General features: G+C 70.1%; 12 protein-coding genes and 1 tRNA gene. 10 read left to right on the top strand and 3 right to left on the bottom strand.

What is annotated here, in order from left to right; genetic code table 11:
* Nucleotides 1–3: 3 nt before the first annotated feature.
* The 4 genes from ACIO3R_RS14175 (at nucleotide 4) to ACIO3R_RS14160 (ending at nucleotide 5,109) form a co-directional block, all read left to right on the top strand.
* Entirely contained in the window at nucleotides 4–543 is a 540-nt protein-coding gene (locus ACIO3R_RS14175; protein WP_402105749.1) for a DUF501 domain-containing protein, read from the top strand.
* A gap of 63 nt (nucleotides 544–606) precedes the next feature.
* Complete coding sequence (locus ACIO3R_RS14170) at nucleotides 607–1,548, top strand: exopolyphosphatase (protein WP_402105747.1); 942 nt, start codon at nucleotides 607–609, stop codon at nucleotides 1,546–1,548.
* Between the two features lie 510 nt (nucleotides 1,549–2,058).
* A complete protein-coding gene (locus ACIO3R_RS14165) occupies nucleotides 2,059–3,444 on the top strand; it encodes an NAD(P)/FAD-dependent oxidoreductase (protein WP_123459753.1) in 1,386 nt (461 codons plus the stop codon).
* Nucleotides 3,445–3,804: 360 nt separating this feature from the next.
* Entirely contained in the window at nucleotides 3,805–5,109 is a 1,305-nt protein-coding gene (locus ACIO3R_RS14160) for a class I SAM-dependent methyltransferase (RefSeq protein ID WP_385041300.1), read from the top strand.
* A 74-nt stretch (nucleotides 5,110–5,183) separates the two neighbouring features.
* On the opposite strand, the gene ACIO3R_RS14155 is transcribed toward ACIO3R_RS14160, so the two are convergent.
* Both ACIO3R_RS14155 and ACIO3R_RS14150 read right to left on the bottom strand, forming a co-directional pair.
* Nucleotides 5,184–7,712 carry an ABC transporter permease gene (locus tag ACIO3R_RS14155; RefSeq protein ID WP_402105745.1) on the bottom strand — a complete coding sequence of 843 codons (2,529 nt, stop codon included), beginning with the start codon at nucleotides 7,710–7,712 and terminating at the stop codon, nucleotides 5,184–5,186.
* Nucleotides 7,713–7,824: 112 nt separating this feature from the next.
* Entirely contained in the window at nucleotides 7,825–8,595 is a 771-nt protein-coding gene (locus ACIO3R_RS14150) for an ABC transporter ATP-binding protein (protein ID WP_385034336.1), read from the bottom strand.
* A gap of 342 nt (nucleotides 8,596–8,937) precedes the next feature.
* Between ACIO3R_RS14150 and ACIO3R_RS14145 the strand changes: the two genes are divergently transcribed.
* Together ACIO3R_RS14145 and ACIO3R_RS14140 are read left to right on the top strand one after the other, a co-directional pair.
* Nucleotides 8,938–9,153: a hypothetical protein gene (locus ACIO3R_RS14145; protein ID WP_402105743.1), complete on the top strand. Its 216-nt coding sequence runs from the start codon at nucleotides 8,938–8,940 to the stop codon at nucleotides 9,151–9,153.
* Nucleotides 9,154–9,400: 247 nt separating this feature from the next.
* Nucleotides 9,401–9,486 (top strand) — tRNA-Leu (locus ACIO3R_RS14140).
* A gap of 368 nt (nucleotides 9,487–9,854) precedes the next feature.
* Here ACIO3R_RS14140 and ACIO3R_RS14135 read toward each other — a convergent pair.
* Complete coding sequence (locus tag ACIO3R_RS14135) at nucleotides 9,855–10,586, bottom strand: hypothetical protein (protein WP_402105742.1); 732 nt, start codon at nucleotides 10,584–10,586, stop codon at nucleotides 9,855–9,857.
* A 106-nt stretch (nucleotides 10,587–10,692) separates the two neighbouring features.
* Here ACIO3R_RS14135 and ACIO3R_RS14130 point away from each other — a divergent pair, with 106 nt between their 5' ends.
* The 4 genes from ACIO3R_RS14130 (at nucleotide 10,693) to ACIO3R_RS14115 (ending at nucleotide 14,138) form a co-directional block, all read left to right on the top strand.
* Nucleotides 10,693–11,316 (top strand): TetR/AcrR family transcriptional regulator, encoded by a 624-nt coding sequence (locus tag ACIO3R_RS14130; protein ID WP_402105740.1) that lies wholly within the window; start codon nucleotides 10,693–10,695, stop codon nucleotides 11,314–11,316.
* Nucleotides 11,317–11,489: 173 nt separating this feature from the next.
* Nucleotides 11,490–11,681, top strand: coding sequence for a superinfection immunity protein (locus ACIO3R_RS14125; protein ID WP_385034330.1), 192 nt, complete (start codon nucleotides 11,490–11,492; stop codon nucleotides 11,679–11,681).
* A gap of 266 nt (nucleotides 11,682–11,947) precedes the next feature.
* Entirely contained in the window at nucleotides 11,948–13,531 is a 1,584-nt protein-coding gene (locus ACIO3R_RS14120) for a hypothetical protein (protein WP_385034328.1), read from the top strand.
* Between the two features lie 25 nt (nucleotides 13,532–13,556).
* Nucleotides 13,557–14,138, top strand: a complete 582-nt coding sequence (locus ACIO3R_RS14115; RefSeq protein WP_385034326.1) for a hypothetical protein — start codon at nucleotides 13,557–13,559, stop codon at nucleotides 14,136–14,138.
* The last annotated feature ends 23 nt before the right edge of the window (nucleotides 14,139–14,161 follow it).

The following is a 14,161-nucleotide window of genomic DNA, read 5'->3' as shown; positions in this document are numbered from 1 at the left end:
GGCATGGAAACGCCCCCTCCCCAGACCGAGTCCACCGCGCCCACCGACGCGGACATCGCCGCGTTCCAGCAGCAGCTGGGGCGCCCGCCGCGCGGGCTGCGCGCCATCGCGCACCGCTGTCCGTGCGGAAACCCGGACGTGGTCGAGACGCAGCCCCGGCTGGAGGACGGCACGCCGTTCCCGACGACGTACTACCTGACGTGCCCGCGTGCGGCGTCCGCGATCGGCACGCTGGAGGCGAACGGGGTCATGCGGGAGATGACCGAGCGCCTCGGTACGGACCCCGAGCTGGCGGCCGCCTACCGGGCCGCGCACGAGGACTACATCGCGCGGCGTGACGCCATCGAGGTGCTGGAGGGCTTCCCGAGCGCGGGGGGCATGCCGGACCGGGTGAAGTGCCTGCACGTGCTCGTGGGGCACTCGCTGGCCGCGGGGCCGGGGGTGAACCCGCTGGGGGACGAGGCGATCGCGATGCTGCCGGAGTGGTGGCGCAAGGGGCCGTGCGTGTCGCCGTGCGGTGCGCCGGGCGGGGACGAGAGCTGAGGTTCCCCCTCGGGGGCTCCGCCCCGGACCCCCGCTCCTCAATCGCCGGAGAGGCTTGAAGACATGACGCGCGTGGCCGCCATCGACTGCGGTACCAACTCGATCCGCCTGCTGGTGGCGGATGCCGACCCCGGCACCGGGGAGTTCGCCGAGCTCGACCGGCGGATGGAGATCGTCCGGCTCGGGCAGGGCGTCGACCGGACCGGACGGCTCGCCCCCGAAGCGCTGGAGCGGACGTTCGCCGCCTGCCGGCAGTACGCGGCGGTGATCAAGGAGCACGGCGCCGAGAGGGTCCGCTTCGTCGCCACCTCCGCCTCCCGGGACGCGGAGAACAGGGACGACTTCGTCCGCGGTGTGCTGGACATCCTGGGCGTCGAGCCCGAGGTGATCACCGGTGACCAGGAGGCGGAGTTCTCCTTCGACGGCGCCACCAAGGAGCTCACCGGCCGCGACGACCTCGCGAAGCCGTATCTCGTCGTGGACATCGGCGGCGGCTCCACCGAGTTCGTCCTCGGTGACGACCGGGTGCGGGCCGCCCGGTCCGTGGACATCGGCTGCGTCCGGATGACCGAGCGCCATCTCTCGCGGGACGGCGCGGTCGTCGACCCGCCCACGCCGGACGCGGCCGACGCGATCCGCGCGGACGTCGCCGCCGCCCTGGACCTGGCCGGGCGGAGTGTCCCGCTCACCGGGGCGGGCACGCTCGTGGGGCTCGCCGGCACGGTCACCACCGTGGCCGCGATCGCGCTGGGCCTGGAGGAGTACGACTCCGCGGCGATCCACCACTCCCGGGTCTCCCTGGAGCAGGTCCGGGAGATCACCGGGCGGCTCCTCTCCTCGACCCACGCCGAACGTGCCGCGATCGGCGCGATGCATCCGGGGCGGGTCGACGTGATCGCCTCCGGGGCGCTGATCCTGCTGGCCGTCATGGAGCGGACCGGGGCCCACGAGATCGTGGTCAGCGAGCACGACATCCTCGACGGGATCGGCTGGTCCATCGCCTAAGCCAGGCCCTGGCGCGCCCTCTCGGGGGCCGGGGCCGCACAGCGCCCTCCTGGGGCCCCCGCGCGGGGCTCCGGGGGTCCGGTGCGGGGAGGCGCGGGAACGTCGCTCATACGCATTCCTGCCTGCACCTTTGAGTCCCTGAGGGCCACCCGGGGGACCCACTCGGGGACACGTCGCGACGAACTTCGTGAACTTCTTCACAAGGAATTGCGCCCCTGGGGGCGGAGTTCTGCTCCGGACGGGCGCCCGGGAGGGTGCGCGGGGTCACAGACGGCGGGAACGCGCCGGTTCCGGGGGTGTTGCGGGCGTGTGAACCGAGGGGGTGGTCTACCTCGCCCGGCGGCTCAAGGGCCAGCTCACAGGGGGTGAACAACGTTCGCCGCGCTGTCGTGGTTCCCTTCCGGGGCCATGACCTGGGTCACGTGGGCGGCGAAGTGTAGCAGAGGGTGGGGCATACCTTGTGAAGGGGCTCACGAGCCCGCCCCCCGGGTGGGGTGGATACTCGATGGCATGAGCACCACGGAGCGTCCCAGGATCCTCGTAGTAGGCGGTGGGTACGTAGGCCTGTACGCAGCTCGGCGCATTCTGAAGAAGATGCGCTACGGAGAGGCGACCGTCACGGTCGTCGACCCCCGGTCGTACATGACCTACCAGCCCTTCCTCCCCGAAGCTGCTGCCGGCAGCATCTCGCCCCGGCACGTCGTCGTCCCGCTGCGACGCGTGCTGCCGAAGGCCGAGGTCCTCACCGGCCGCGTCACGACCATTGACCAGGACCGCAAGGTCGCCACGGTCGCGCCGCTCGTCGGCGAGGCCTACGAGCTGCCCTTCGACTACCTGGTCATCGCGATGGGCGCCGTCTCGCGCACCTTCCCGATCCCCGGCCTGGCCGAACAGGGCATCGGCATGAAGGGCATCGAGGAGGCCATCGGCCTGCGCAACCACGTTCTGGAGCAGCTGGACAAGGCTGACTCGACGACCGATGAGGATGTCCGCCGCAGGGCGCTCACCTTCGTCTTCGTGGGCGGCGGGTTCGCCGGTGCGGAGACCATCGGCGAGGTCGAGGACATGGCCCGCGACGCGGCGAAGTACTACACGAACGTGAAGCGCGAGGACATGCGCTTCGTGCTCGTCGACGCCGCCGACAAGATCCTTCCCGAGGTCGGCCCGAAGCTGGGCACCTGGGGCCGGGAGCACCTGGAGTCCCGCGGTGTCGAGGTCTTCCTCTCGACCTCCATGGACTCCTGCGTCGACGGTCACGTGGTGCTGAAGAACGGCCTGGAGGTCGACTCCAACACCATCGTGTGGACGGCCGGCGTGAAGCCGAACCCGGCGCTGGCCCGCTTCGGCCTGCCGCTCGGCCCGCGCGGTCACGTGGACACCTCGGAGAAGCTCCAGGTGCAGGGCACCGACTACATCTGGGCCGCGGGCGACAACGCCCAGGTTCCGGACCTGGTCGGCCGCAAGGCCGGCAACCCGAACGCCTGGTGCCCGCCGAACGCCCAGCACGCACTGCGTCAGGCCAAGGTCCTCGGTGACAACGTCATCTCCGGGATGCGCGGCTTCCCGCAGGCCGACTACAGCCACGCCAACAAGGGCGCGGTCGCCGGTCTGGGCCTGCACAAGGGCGTCGCGATGATCGTCGTCGGCAAGATGAAGATCAAGTTCAAGGGCCGCCTCGCCTGGTACATGCACCGTGGCTACCACGGCATGGCGATGCCGACCTGGAACCGCAAGATCCGGATCTTCGCCGACTGGACCCTCGCGATGTTCCTCAAGCGCGAGGTCGTCTCGCTCGGCGCCATGGAGACGCCGCGCGAGGAGTTCTACGAGGCCGCCAAGCCGGCTCCGGCCCCCGCCGCCGCCCAGCCGGTGGGCGAGAAGGCCAAGGCCTCCTAGCGCACCCGGGACCGGAGGCCAGCACCTCCCGGTCCGCGCGCGGATACCCGTGTCCGCGCGGAGCAGTCGCACAACCCCGAAGGGGCCGTCCGCCATCCGTGGTGCGGGCGGCCCCTTCGGCGTATCGGCGGGGCGCGGGGCGGGGCACCGTACAGGGCGACCGGGGCCAGTGACCCGGCGCATGCATGGTCCGTACAGGTATTTTGCCGTTCCATTGCGCGGTAGCGGGATGGCCCGGCCGCCGGAAACTGTTGAGGGGGGTGTACCTCGCCGCGGCGCCACAGGGTGCCGGGGCGTGGTCCGAGACATGTGTGGGCATGTCTGGGCACGTTGGGAAACACCATCACGGAGGTGTGCGCCATGGCAGACGCCGCGTTGCGGCTGACCGCTCTCGCCCAGGAGTTGCTGGGAGAACCCCTACCGGTCCGCATCCGGGCCTGGGACGGCAGCGAATCCGGACCGCCCGATGCTCCCGCCCTCGTCATCAGGAACCGTCGCGCCCTGCGCCGGCTGATGTGGAAACCGGGCGAACTGGGCCTCGCCCGCGCCTGGGTGGCCGGGGAGCTCGACATCGAGGGCGATCTGTACGAGGCCCTGGACCTGGTGGCCGGGCTGATCTGGGACCGCGGTGCGGATGCGAAGGACAGCGTCCACCCGGTCCGCGACCCGAAGGTGCGCGCGGCGGCCAAGGGGCTGCTGCAACTGGCCGGACCCTGGCCGCCGCCCCCTCCTCCACCGGAGGAGGTACGCCGCCGCACCGGTGCCCTGCACACCAAGCGCCGCGACAAGGAGGCCATCAGCCACCACTACGACGTGGGCAATGACTTCTACGAACTGGTCCTCGGCCCGTCCATGGTCTACTCCTGCGCCTACTGGGAGGACGGCGGGAACCTGGAGGACGCCCAGCGCGACAAGCTCGACCTGGTCTGCCGCAAGCTCGCGCTGAAGGAGGGGGACCGCCTCCTGGACGTCGGCTGCGGCTGGGGCTCCATGGCCATCCACGCGGCCCGCGAGTACGGCGCCCGGGTCACCGGCGTGACCCTCTCCACCGAACAGGCCGCCTTCGCCAGGAAGCGCATCGCCGAAGAGGGCCTGACCGACCGGATCGAGATCCGGGTCCAGGACTACCGGGACGTCAGGGACGGCCCGTACGACGCCATCTCCTCCATCGGCATGGCGGAACACGTCGGCTCGGTCCGCTACCGCGAGTACGCCGACGACGTCTACGCACTCCTCAAGCCCGGCGGGCGCCTCCTCAACCACCAGATCGCCCGCCGCCCGGAGAAGGACGAGTCCGCGTACCACGTGGACGAGTTCATCGACGCCTATGTCTTCCCGGACGGTGAGCTGGCCCCGCTGGGCCGGACCGTCGCGACCCTCGAAGAAGCCGGTTTCGAGGCCCGCGACGTCGAGTCGCTCCGCGAGCACTACGCGCTGACCCTGCGCCGCTGGGTCGCCAACCTGGAGAAGGACTGGAACCGCGCGGTCAGGATGACCTCGCCGGGCCGGGCCAGGGTCTGGCGGCTCTACATGGCCGCCTCCGCGCTCTCCTTCGAGCACAACAAGATCGGCGTCAACCAGATCCTGGCCGTGCGGCCGGCGGCGGGCGGAACCGCCCGGATGCCGTTGCGCGCCCGCGACTGGAAGGCCTCCGCGACCGAGTAGCACCGGACGTGACAGAGCAGAGGGCCGGTACCCGCGGTGGCGGGTACCGGCCCTCTGCCGTGTCACGTCCGGTACTACTCGGTCTTGATGGCGGTGAGCATGTTGAGCCTGGCGGCGCTGCGGGCCGGCCACATCGCGGCCAGCACCCCCACCAGCCCGGCCAGCAGCAGGAAGAGCGCGATCCGGCCCCACGGCACGACCAGGGCGTACTCCGGGATCGCGGAGGACGCGGCCTGACCGATCGCCCAGCCGAGGAACAGGCCGAGCCCGATGCCGACCACCGCACCGAACAGTGAGATGACCACGGCCTCCAGCCGGATCATGCGCTTGACCTTGCGCCGGTCCAGGCCGATCGCCCGCAGCATGCCGATCTCCTGCTGGCGCTCGAAGACCGACATGGCCAGCGTGTTGACGACCCCGAGCACCGCGATGATCAGGGCCATCGCCAGGAGCCCGTACATGACGTTCATCATCAGGTTGATGGTGCCGCCGAACATGTCCCGGATGTCCTGGCGGTCCATGACGCGCATGCCGGGGTTGTCGCCCAGCGCGTTCACCACGGACTGCTCGTTGGCCGCGCTCGCGCCGCCGTCCGTCTTCACCCAGATCTCGCGGATGTCCGCACGCTCCTCGTGCGGGGCCACCTTCTCGCGGGGGATCAGCGCCTGCGAGAGGAACTCGTTGTCCTTGTAGAGCGCGCCGACCTTCAGGTTCTCCTTCTTGTCGTCCTCGTAGGTGACCGGGAGGGTGTCCCCGGTCTTCCAGCCGTTCGACTTCGCGGTCTTCTCCGAGACGGCGATCTCGCCGCTGCTCAGGGAGTCCATCGAGCCCGAGAGCGTGTTGACGTTGAGGACCTTCTGCACAGCGTCGGCCGACACGCCGGACGCCGAGAGACCGGCCTTGCCGACCGTCAGCCAGACGTCCTGCTGGGGCGAGACCGCGGTGACGCCGTCGGCCTTCTCCAGGGCGGTGAGCGCCGACTCGTCGAGGGAGTCCCCGCTCGCCATCGACACCATGTAGTCGGCCTTGATGTTGTCCGTCGTCATCCGGTCGACCGCCTGGCCGAGGGTGACGCCGAGGACCGAGATGCCGGTGACGAGGGTGAGGCCGATCGCCAGCGCGGAGGCGGTGGCACCGGTGCGCCGCGGGTTGCGGACGGCGTTCTGTGCGGCGAGCTTGCCGGAGACCCCGAACAGCCGCTGGAGCAGCGGGCGGACCAGTGCGATCACCGGGCGGGACAGCAGCGGGATGAGGATGATGATGCCGATCAGTGCCAGGAAGGCACCGGCCGCGATGACGGCCTGGGCCGTGCTCCCGGACTGCGCAGCGCCGGCCACGATCGCCGCCGCGCCGAGCAGGGTGATGACGGCGCCGATCGAGTTGCGTACCACCAGGGACTTCACGGTGGCCGCGGAGTACACGCTGTTCATCGCCGCGACCGGCGGGATCTTCGCGGCCCGGCGGGCGGGCAGCCAGGCGGCCAGCACGGTGATCAGGACGCCGACACCGAAGGCGGCGACGACGGCGGTCGGGGAGACCACCAGCGGACCGGCCGGGATCTTGCCGCCGATCAGGCTCATCGCGGAGCGCAGCCCGGTGGCGAGACCGAGGCCCAGCGCGAATCCGATGACGGACGCGATCAGGCCGACCACGGCGGCTTCGAGCAGCACCGAGCGCTTGACCTGGCGGCGCGAGGCGCCGACGGCGCGCATCAGCGCCAGTTCCTTGGTGCGCTGGGCGACCAGCATGGTGAAGGTGTTGGCGATCAGGAAGATGCCGACGAAGAGGGCGATGCCCGCGAAGCCGAGCAGCAGCTTGTTGAGACTGCTCAGGCTGTCCTCGATCTGCTTGGCCTGCTCATCGGCGCGCGCCTTGCCGGTCTTGACCTCGGCGTCCTTGGGCAGCAGCGGCTTCACCGCGGCCAGCAGTCGCTGGTCGGAGGTGCCGGCCGCGGCGGTGACGGAGACGTCCTGGAACTCGCCCGGCCTGAGGAACAGCTTCTGGGCGACCCCGGTGTCGAAGAGCACGAGGCTGCCGCCGGCGTTGACCGCGCCGTCCTCCGTGGTGAAGACCCCGGACAGGGTGTACTCCTTCACCGGCCCGTTCGTGGCGACCCGGACCTTGTCGCCGACCTTGTACTCGCCCTTCTTCGCGGTGTCCGCGTCGAGGGCGATCCGGCCGTCCGCGGTCGGCCCGGTGCCGTCGGTGAAGGCGTACTGCGCGTCCTTGCCGCCCTTGCCGGGGGAGAAGTTGGCACCGGCGTTGGACCAGCCGTCGCCGATCAGCTTGCCGTCCGGGTCGGCGACCCCGGCGAAACCGGAGACCCGGCCGGTGGCGCTCTCCACCCCGTCCAGGGCCTGGATCTTCTTCAGGGTGGCGGTGTCGACGCCGTGTGAATCGGGGTCGCGCGGGTCGGCGTAGGTGGTGACCGCGACGGCGACGTCGTCGTAGTTCTTCGCCGACTGGTTGCGGAAGGCGTTTCCGAGAGTGTCGGTGAAGACCAGGGTGCCGGAGACGAAGGCCACGCCGAGCATCACGGCGAGGACGGTCATCAGCAGCCTGGCCTTGTGCGCGAGCACATTGCGCAGGGCGGTACGGAACATGTCTGTCAGTCCTGGGAGGGGAGGGGTTCCGGAAAGGGCAGGGTTCGGCCGCCGCGCGGCACGAGGTGGTGCGGAGCGGTGCGGCGTCGGGGCCCGGGGAGGGGCCAGCGGCTCAGCTGGTGCGGCCCTTGGCGTCGAACGCCTTCATCCGGTCCAGCACCCCGTCCGCGGTGGGGTGCATCATCTGGTCCACGATCGCCCCGTCCGCGAGGAAGATCACCCGGTCCGCGTAGGAGGCGGCCGCCGGGTCGTGGGTCACCATGACCACGGTCTGGCCCAGCTCGCGCACCGAGTTGCGCAGGAAGCCGAGGACCTCGGCGCCGGAGCGCGAGTCCAGGTTCCCGGTCGGCTCGTCACCGAAGATGATCTCCGGCTGCGAGGCCAGGGCGCGGGCCACGGCGACCCGCTGCTGCTGGCCGCCGGAGAGCTCGGTGGGCCGGTGCTTCAGCCGGTCGGAGAGGCCCACCATCCCGATGACCTTGTGCAGCCATTCCTGGTCGGGCTTGCGGCCCGCGATGTCCATCGGCAGCGTGATGTTCTCCAGCGCCGTCAGCGTCGGCAGCAGGTTGAACGCCTGGAAGATGAAACCGATCTTGTCCCGTCGCAACTGGGTGAGCTGCTTGTCCTTGAGGGACCCCAGCTCCGTCTCGCCGATCCGGACCGATCCGCTGCTGAAGCTGTCGAGACCGGCCACGCAGTGCATCAGCGTGGACTTGCCGGAGCCCGACGGGCCCATGATCGCGGTGAACTCGCCCTGCGGGAAGTCCACGGTGACCCGGTCCAGCGCGGTCACCTTGGTCTCGCCCTCCCCGTAGACCTTCGACAGTTCCGTGGCGCGGGCAGCCACCGCGGTGGCGCGGTGAGCGGTGGTCATGGTGGTCACGGGAGGCTCCAGGGTCGGGTTCGTACGGGGACGGAAGGGCCTTCGCTCCGGGGCCGGAGGGAAGGCGCCGCCGGGGCGGCGCCCTTCGCGATGGCACAGCTCCATCGTCTCCGCCGCTTCGCCGCGGATCGTCAGTCCCGGTGCCCGTTCCGGAGGCCGCCTTGAGTCGCACCGCAGGGCCCTCGCGTCCTCCTGCGGTATGACACCGCCCCTGAGAGGAGTGACGCCGTCCGTGGGTCCGGCCCTACCGCGGCGCGGCCGTCGACCCGAGCGGGACCAGCCGGGCCGCCGCGTCCTGCGACTGCCGACGGCGACGGCCGACGCGAACCCCTCTGGGACGCCTTGCGGGCCGTCTACGCGGACCGCCTCATCGCCGTCCGCGACGGCGCCGTCCACCTCGTCAACGACGCCCCGACGCCCTGGACCGGCACCCTGCGGCTGACCCGGCTCCCGGGGGAGAGCACCGTGTTCATGATCACAGGCGCGGCCCTGGAGGACCCGGAGGCCCTGGGCCGGCACCCGGTGTTGCGCTGCGTGAACGACACCGTCACCCGATAGGGGTGGCGCGCCCCTGGCGATCCATGGCGTGCCCCTGGCGAATCGGCTGTGTGGGTGCGGCGAATTCACGTCAATTCGGATTGCCGGTCGCTGCGCCCACAACCCCGCAAAGGGTGCGCCTATGCCTCACGGGTGTGCTGACGCACCCTCAAACGGTCAATAAAATAAGACAACATCGAGCCACTGTTCGGCTGATCGGGGGAGCCCCCCGGATAGGGTCATGTGCCAACGCGGAGCCGCGCGCCAAGCCCGGATGGTGGAATGCAGACACGGCGAGCTTAAACCTCGCTGCCCCTCGGGGGCGTGCCGGTTCGAGTCCGGCTCCGGGCACCACCGCGCGCTTGCGGCCTGACCTTTATGTGCGGCTTGTTCCGCCTGTTCCCCCTTATGTGCCCCCTCTGTGCGCCTCGTCCCCGGACGGCTCCGCTCCCGGTGGTCGCCCGTAACCGGCGCCGTCCCCGGCGTGGCCGCAGTCTGCCGCGATCTCAGCGGTGAGAGACCGGTCGCAACCGCGCGCGATCGGCGAGCGCGAGCCCGTTGTCTCTCCCCGACGTCCAGGTCATGGCTCTGTCGGACACGCGTTTCTGCCAACGGGTGGCCGGCCTCCTTCGCGCCGGGTCCCGCGCATGTGGCGGCGATGGGCTTGCCCCGACCCCGGTGGTCCGATGCGCCCGTCCGTCTCGGCGTTCGTATGCCCCGCATCAGGCTGTCTCGTGCGGGACTTCCCCGGCCGGTGCCGCGCTTCCGGCCTGGGCAGGGCCGCGGCCCGAGGTGCGGCGTGTGACGGCGTGGACCGCGGCGCCCAGGGCGAAGCCGTAGACGGATACGAGGCCGTGGCCGTTCGACTGGGCGAACCAGATCACCAGGCCGAGCGCGGGCACGCCGACCGCGAGCAGGATCTCCTTCAGGCTCTCCCGGCCGCGGCGGCGGCCGGTGCGCAGTGTGCGCAGGAGCAGGGCCGCGGACAGGGTCGCGGCGAGGAAGTACGTGGCGCCGGAGCTGCCGGCGAAGTTGCGGGGGTCGGTGCTGTGGCCGTTCTCGCCGAACAGGGCGTCGACGTACTGGGGCAGGAGAACACCGGCGAGGAACAGGCCCAGCGTGAGCGGTGTGCCCCAGAACCGGTTGGCCAGGGCGGCGATGACCGCGAGGGTGGCGATGTTCCACGCCCCGCCGAGGAAGCCGCCGTTCTGCAGGAAGACCGAGGTGACGGTCCGCCACCAGCCGGACCTGGCAGGGTCGTTGTCGAGGGCGTCCATCGCGCCCGGCCGGCAGAGCTGGGTGGTCACCCCGGCGACGGCGACCGCGGTCAGCCCCACCGCCGCCCACGGGACGGGGCGTCGCCGCAGGGTGTCCTGGCCCACCAGGGCCAGTCCGCCGTTGAGCATCAACATCATCAGTGCCGCCGTGGTCACGTTGAACAGCAGTCCGCCCATCGCCACCACCCCCCTTCAAACGCTGTTTGATTCCCGCCGGTGATGACAGTAGGCGCGTCTCCATCAATTTTCAAACAGTGTTGGAAAGTCGGCTACAGTGGGTTCCATGAAGCTGAGCACGGACCGGATCATCGACGCCGGCATGGCGGTCTTCGCCGAAGCCGGCTACCACGGCTTGTCCATGCGGCAGGTGGCGAAGCGGCTCGACGCGCACGCCGGCAGCATGTACTACCACGTGCCCAACAAGAGCGCCCTGGTCCAGCTGATGGCCGACCGGCTGGCTCAGCAGGCGTACGACGCGGGCAGCGCCGCGCTGGCCGCACTGCCCGACGGGGCCGGCTGGCCGGAGCGGGTCGAGGCCCAGGCCGTCCCGCTCCGGCAGACCCTGCTCAGGCATCCCGGTGGAGCCGTCATGTTCGCGGACAGCCCGAAGGTGCTCAGCACCGGAGCGCTGTCCCTCATGGAGCGGCTGCTGCGGACGCTGAAGGACGCCGGTGTCCCCGACGAGCACCTGGGCGTCGCGGGCGACACGGTGTTCAGTCACATCACCGGATACGTGCTCCAGGAGCAGAGCGAGCCGCCCGCCCTCGACGTCAGCGCCGAGGATGTCGCCGCCCTCCACCGGCGCTTCCCGATGACCGTGGCCGCGGCCGCCGGCCGTGACCAGGACGAGAAGTTCATCCGCAGCGTGCGACTGCTCTGTTCCGGAATCCGGGCGCTCGACGAGTGAGGGTGTGGGTGCCAGCGGCGCCGGGGCTGCGTCCGGAACGGCATCCGGGGCCGGTCACGCTCCGGTGATCGTGATCAACGCGCTGTGGACATCCGGCGGCGGGCATGGAGAATGGGCTTCCTCATCCAGTCGCTGTGGGGGGTCACATGAGTTCGGGTGGAGCTTCGATAGGCGTGTTGGGCCTGTTAGGCCTGGTCATCATCCTGTTCGTCTATTTCGTGCCGACGGTCGTCGCGTTCACCCGAGGAGTGCCGAACAAGGGTTCCGTACTTGTGGTGAATCTGTTCCTGGGCTGGACCCTGGTGGGGTGGATCGTGTCGCTGGCCATGGCGGCGCGCAGCGGTCAGCCGCGCCCGCACGTGTGAGCCGTCCGGCCGGGTCGTTCCGCATGACGGCCCGTCGGACGGCGCGGCGGACAGTGTCGGAGGCCGGGTGCGCCGGCCTCCGGCACCACGTTGCGTGATGCCACCCGCGGTTCCCGTTACGCGTCGCCCGCTTTGTCGCCGGAGCGGGCCCGGTTGGGTCACTGGCGTGTCCGAATTGGGACCGGGATTGGGCCCACGGGCCCGTGCCGCAACAGGTGCACCTCTCATAGCCTCCCTGCCCTAAGGCCATACGGGGAGGACATGTCATGCCGCGAACGAGGTACCGGGAGCCCATACCCAGCAGCAGGCGGGGTGACCGGGGAGCCACCGCGTTCGAGTACCTCGGGACGATCCTCGTCGTCGTCTCCCTCATCGGCGGTATGGCGGTGGCCGGTCTCGGTGGGCAGATCACCCAGCGGATCCAGTGCCTCGTCTCGTCGATCGGCGGCGGCAGCGCCGGGTGCGACTCGGGCAAGGGCGGTGAGGCGGGCGCCGATCCCAACGCGGAGTTCGAGCCCATCACCTGTGCGACGGTCACGAAGTCCGGTACCCAGGGCGGCAAGGTGGGCGTTTCCTTCGAGACGCTCGGTATCGAGTTCGGCGGCGAGTTCGGCTTCGAGGAGACGACGTCCAAGGCCAAGACGGACGTCAACAAAGACGGAAAGATCGACGACAAGGACGAGCAGGTCTCGCTCACCTTCACGGACGCCGCCTCGGTGAAGGGCACGGAGAAGCCCAAGGCCCGCATCAAGATCGGCGACGTGGGCAAGGACAAGGTCGAGATCGGCGCCGGGCTCACGGTCACCACCGGCGACACCTGGGTGTTCGACAGCCAGAAGGAAGCGGACCAGTTCCGCAAGGACCTCCAGGAGTACAAGAAGCTCAACCGGCTGAACAAGCTCTCCAACCTCAGCCCGATCGTGGGCGGCAGCACGGAGATCGCCAGCTGGTTCGGCAAGGGCCCGAAGGCCAAGGAGAGCCGCCTCAAGAAGAACATCGAGGACCGGCTCGGCAACAAGCACATCACCACCCAGAAGCTGAGCCTGGAGGTCGCCGCTCAGGCCGGTTTCCAGTTCGGCGCCGGGATGAACGCCCCTGACACGACCAACCCCGACGGCACGACCAGCCCGGCCCCCAAGCCGGGCGCCACCATCGAGGCGGGCGTCAAGATCTCCGAGTCCCAGGAGGTCACCCTGACGCAGAACCACATCAACAACACCGACGCGTACACCTACCAGGCCAAGGCCACCGGCGGTGCGTACGCGAAGGCGGAGGCCGGACCGGCCAAGGCAGGCGCCGAGGCCAACGGCTCGGCGGCGGGTGCGATCACGGTCACGGTCGACAGCAAGACCGGCAAGGTGAAGAGCATCACGATGACGCGGACCCTTGAGGGGAAGGCGGACGCCAACGCCGGTATCAAGGGCGACGTCAACGGCAACAAGAAGGGCGGCGGGACGACCACCCAGGTCGTCACGACCACCGTGCCGCTGGACGACAAGAACCTCTCCAAGGCGGAGTCCGACCGCATCAAGGCCCAGATGTTCTCCGGCCAGGGCATGAACAGCGCGTTCAATTACCTGTTCACCGGCACTCCGGTCCCGACCAAGGACCCCGGCCCCGGCGACCCGTTCGGCCACTACGCGTTCCAGCACGGGCAGGTCAGCAAGCAGGAGTACGACGGTTCCTCCTCGTCCGACGAGATCGGCCTCGACATCAATCTGGAGGTGGCGGGCATCAACGGCGCCTACACCACGTCCGAGAGCGAGAAGAACCTGCAGAAGGCCGAGTTCCTGGGGGCCCCCACCAACGGGCAGCGCTCCTTCGTCCCGTACAGCTACTGTGCGAACTGATCGACCAGCACTAGGAGACGTGATCATGACCTACCGTTCCCTCCGCCGGACGGTGCAGGCCGTCGCCGTCACGACCGCTGTCGTCACCGCCGGACTGACGCTCGGCGCCTGCGGCTCGGAGAAGCAGGAGGCGCCGGCCGCGCCCAGCGGCTGGAAGGAGCTGTCGGGGCCGACCGTGTCGCTCTCCTACCCGGCCGACCTCACCGAGCAGAGCAAGGCGGAGCTCGGCAAGCTCAACGACGCCGCGGCCCTCCGCAGCGAGGGCGACCGGCCCACGGTCAAGGTGTCGATCCAGAGCGGCTTCGCCAACGCCTCGAACGGCGACGACGCGGCCTCCGTCGGCCGGGCCCTCCTCATGGCGACCACCGAGGTGAAGGACACCAAGGACGCCGGCATCAAGGGTGCGAAGGGCGCCAAGCGCATCGACTTCAGCTACACCGGTACCGGTGTGCCGCAGTCGCCCCCGAAGGGCGCCAAGGTCAACGGCGTGGTCATCACGGGCGTCGACTCCCAGGGCAAGATCTACTCCGTCCGCATCGACGCCCAGGCGGGCAAGCTCAGCGACGCCGACCGGACGAAGATCGTCGACAGCATCGAGGTGAAGTAGTGCCCGAGCGCCGGCCGACGACG

The organism is Streptomyces sp. NPDC087428 (assembly GCF_044744085.1).
In the GTDB taxonomy this organism is placed as follows: Bacteria; Actinomycetota; Actinomycetes; order Streptomycetales; family Streptomycetaceae; genus Streptomyces.
The sequence above is the reverse complement of the archived record's forward strand: the minus strand, read 5'-3'. Positions and strand labels throughout refer to the sequence as shown.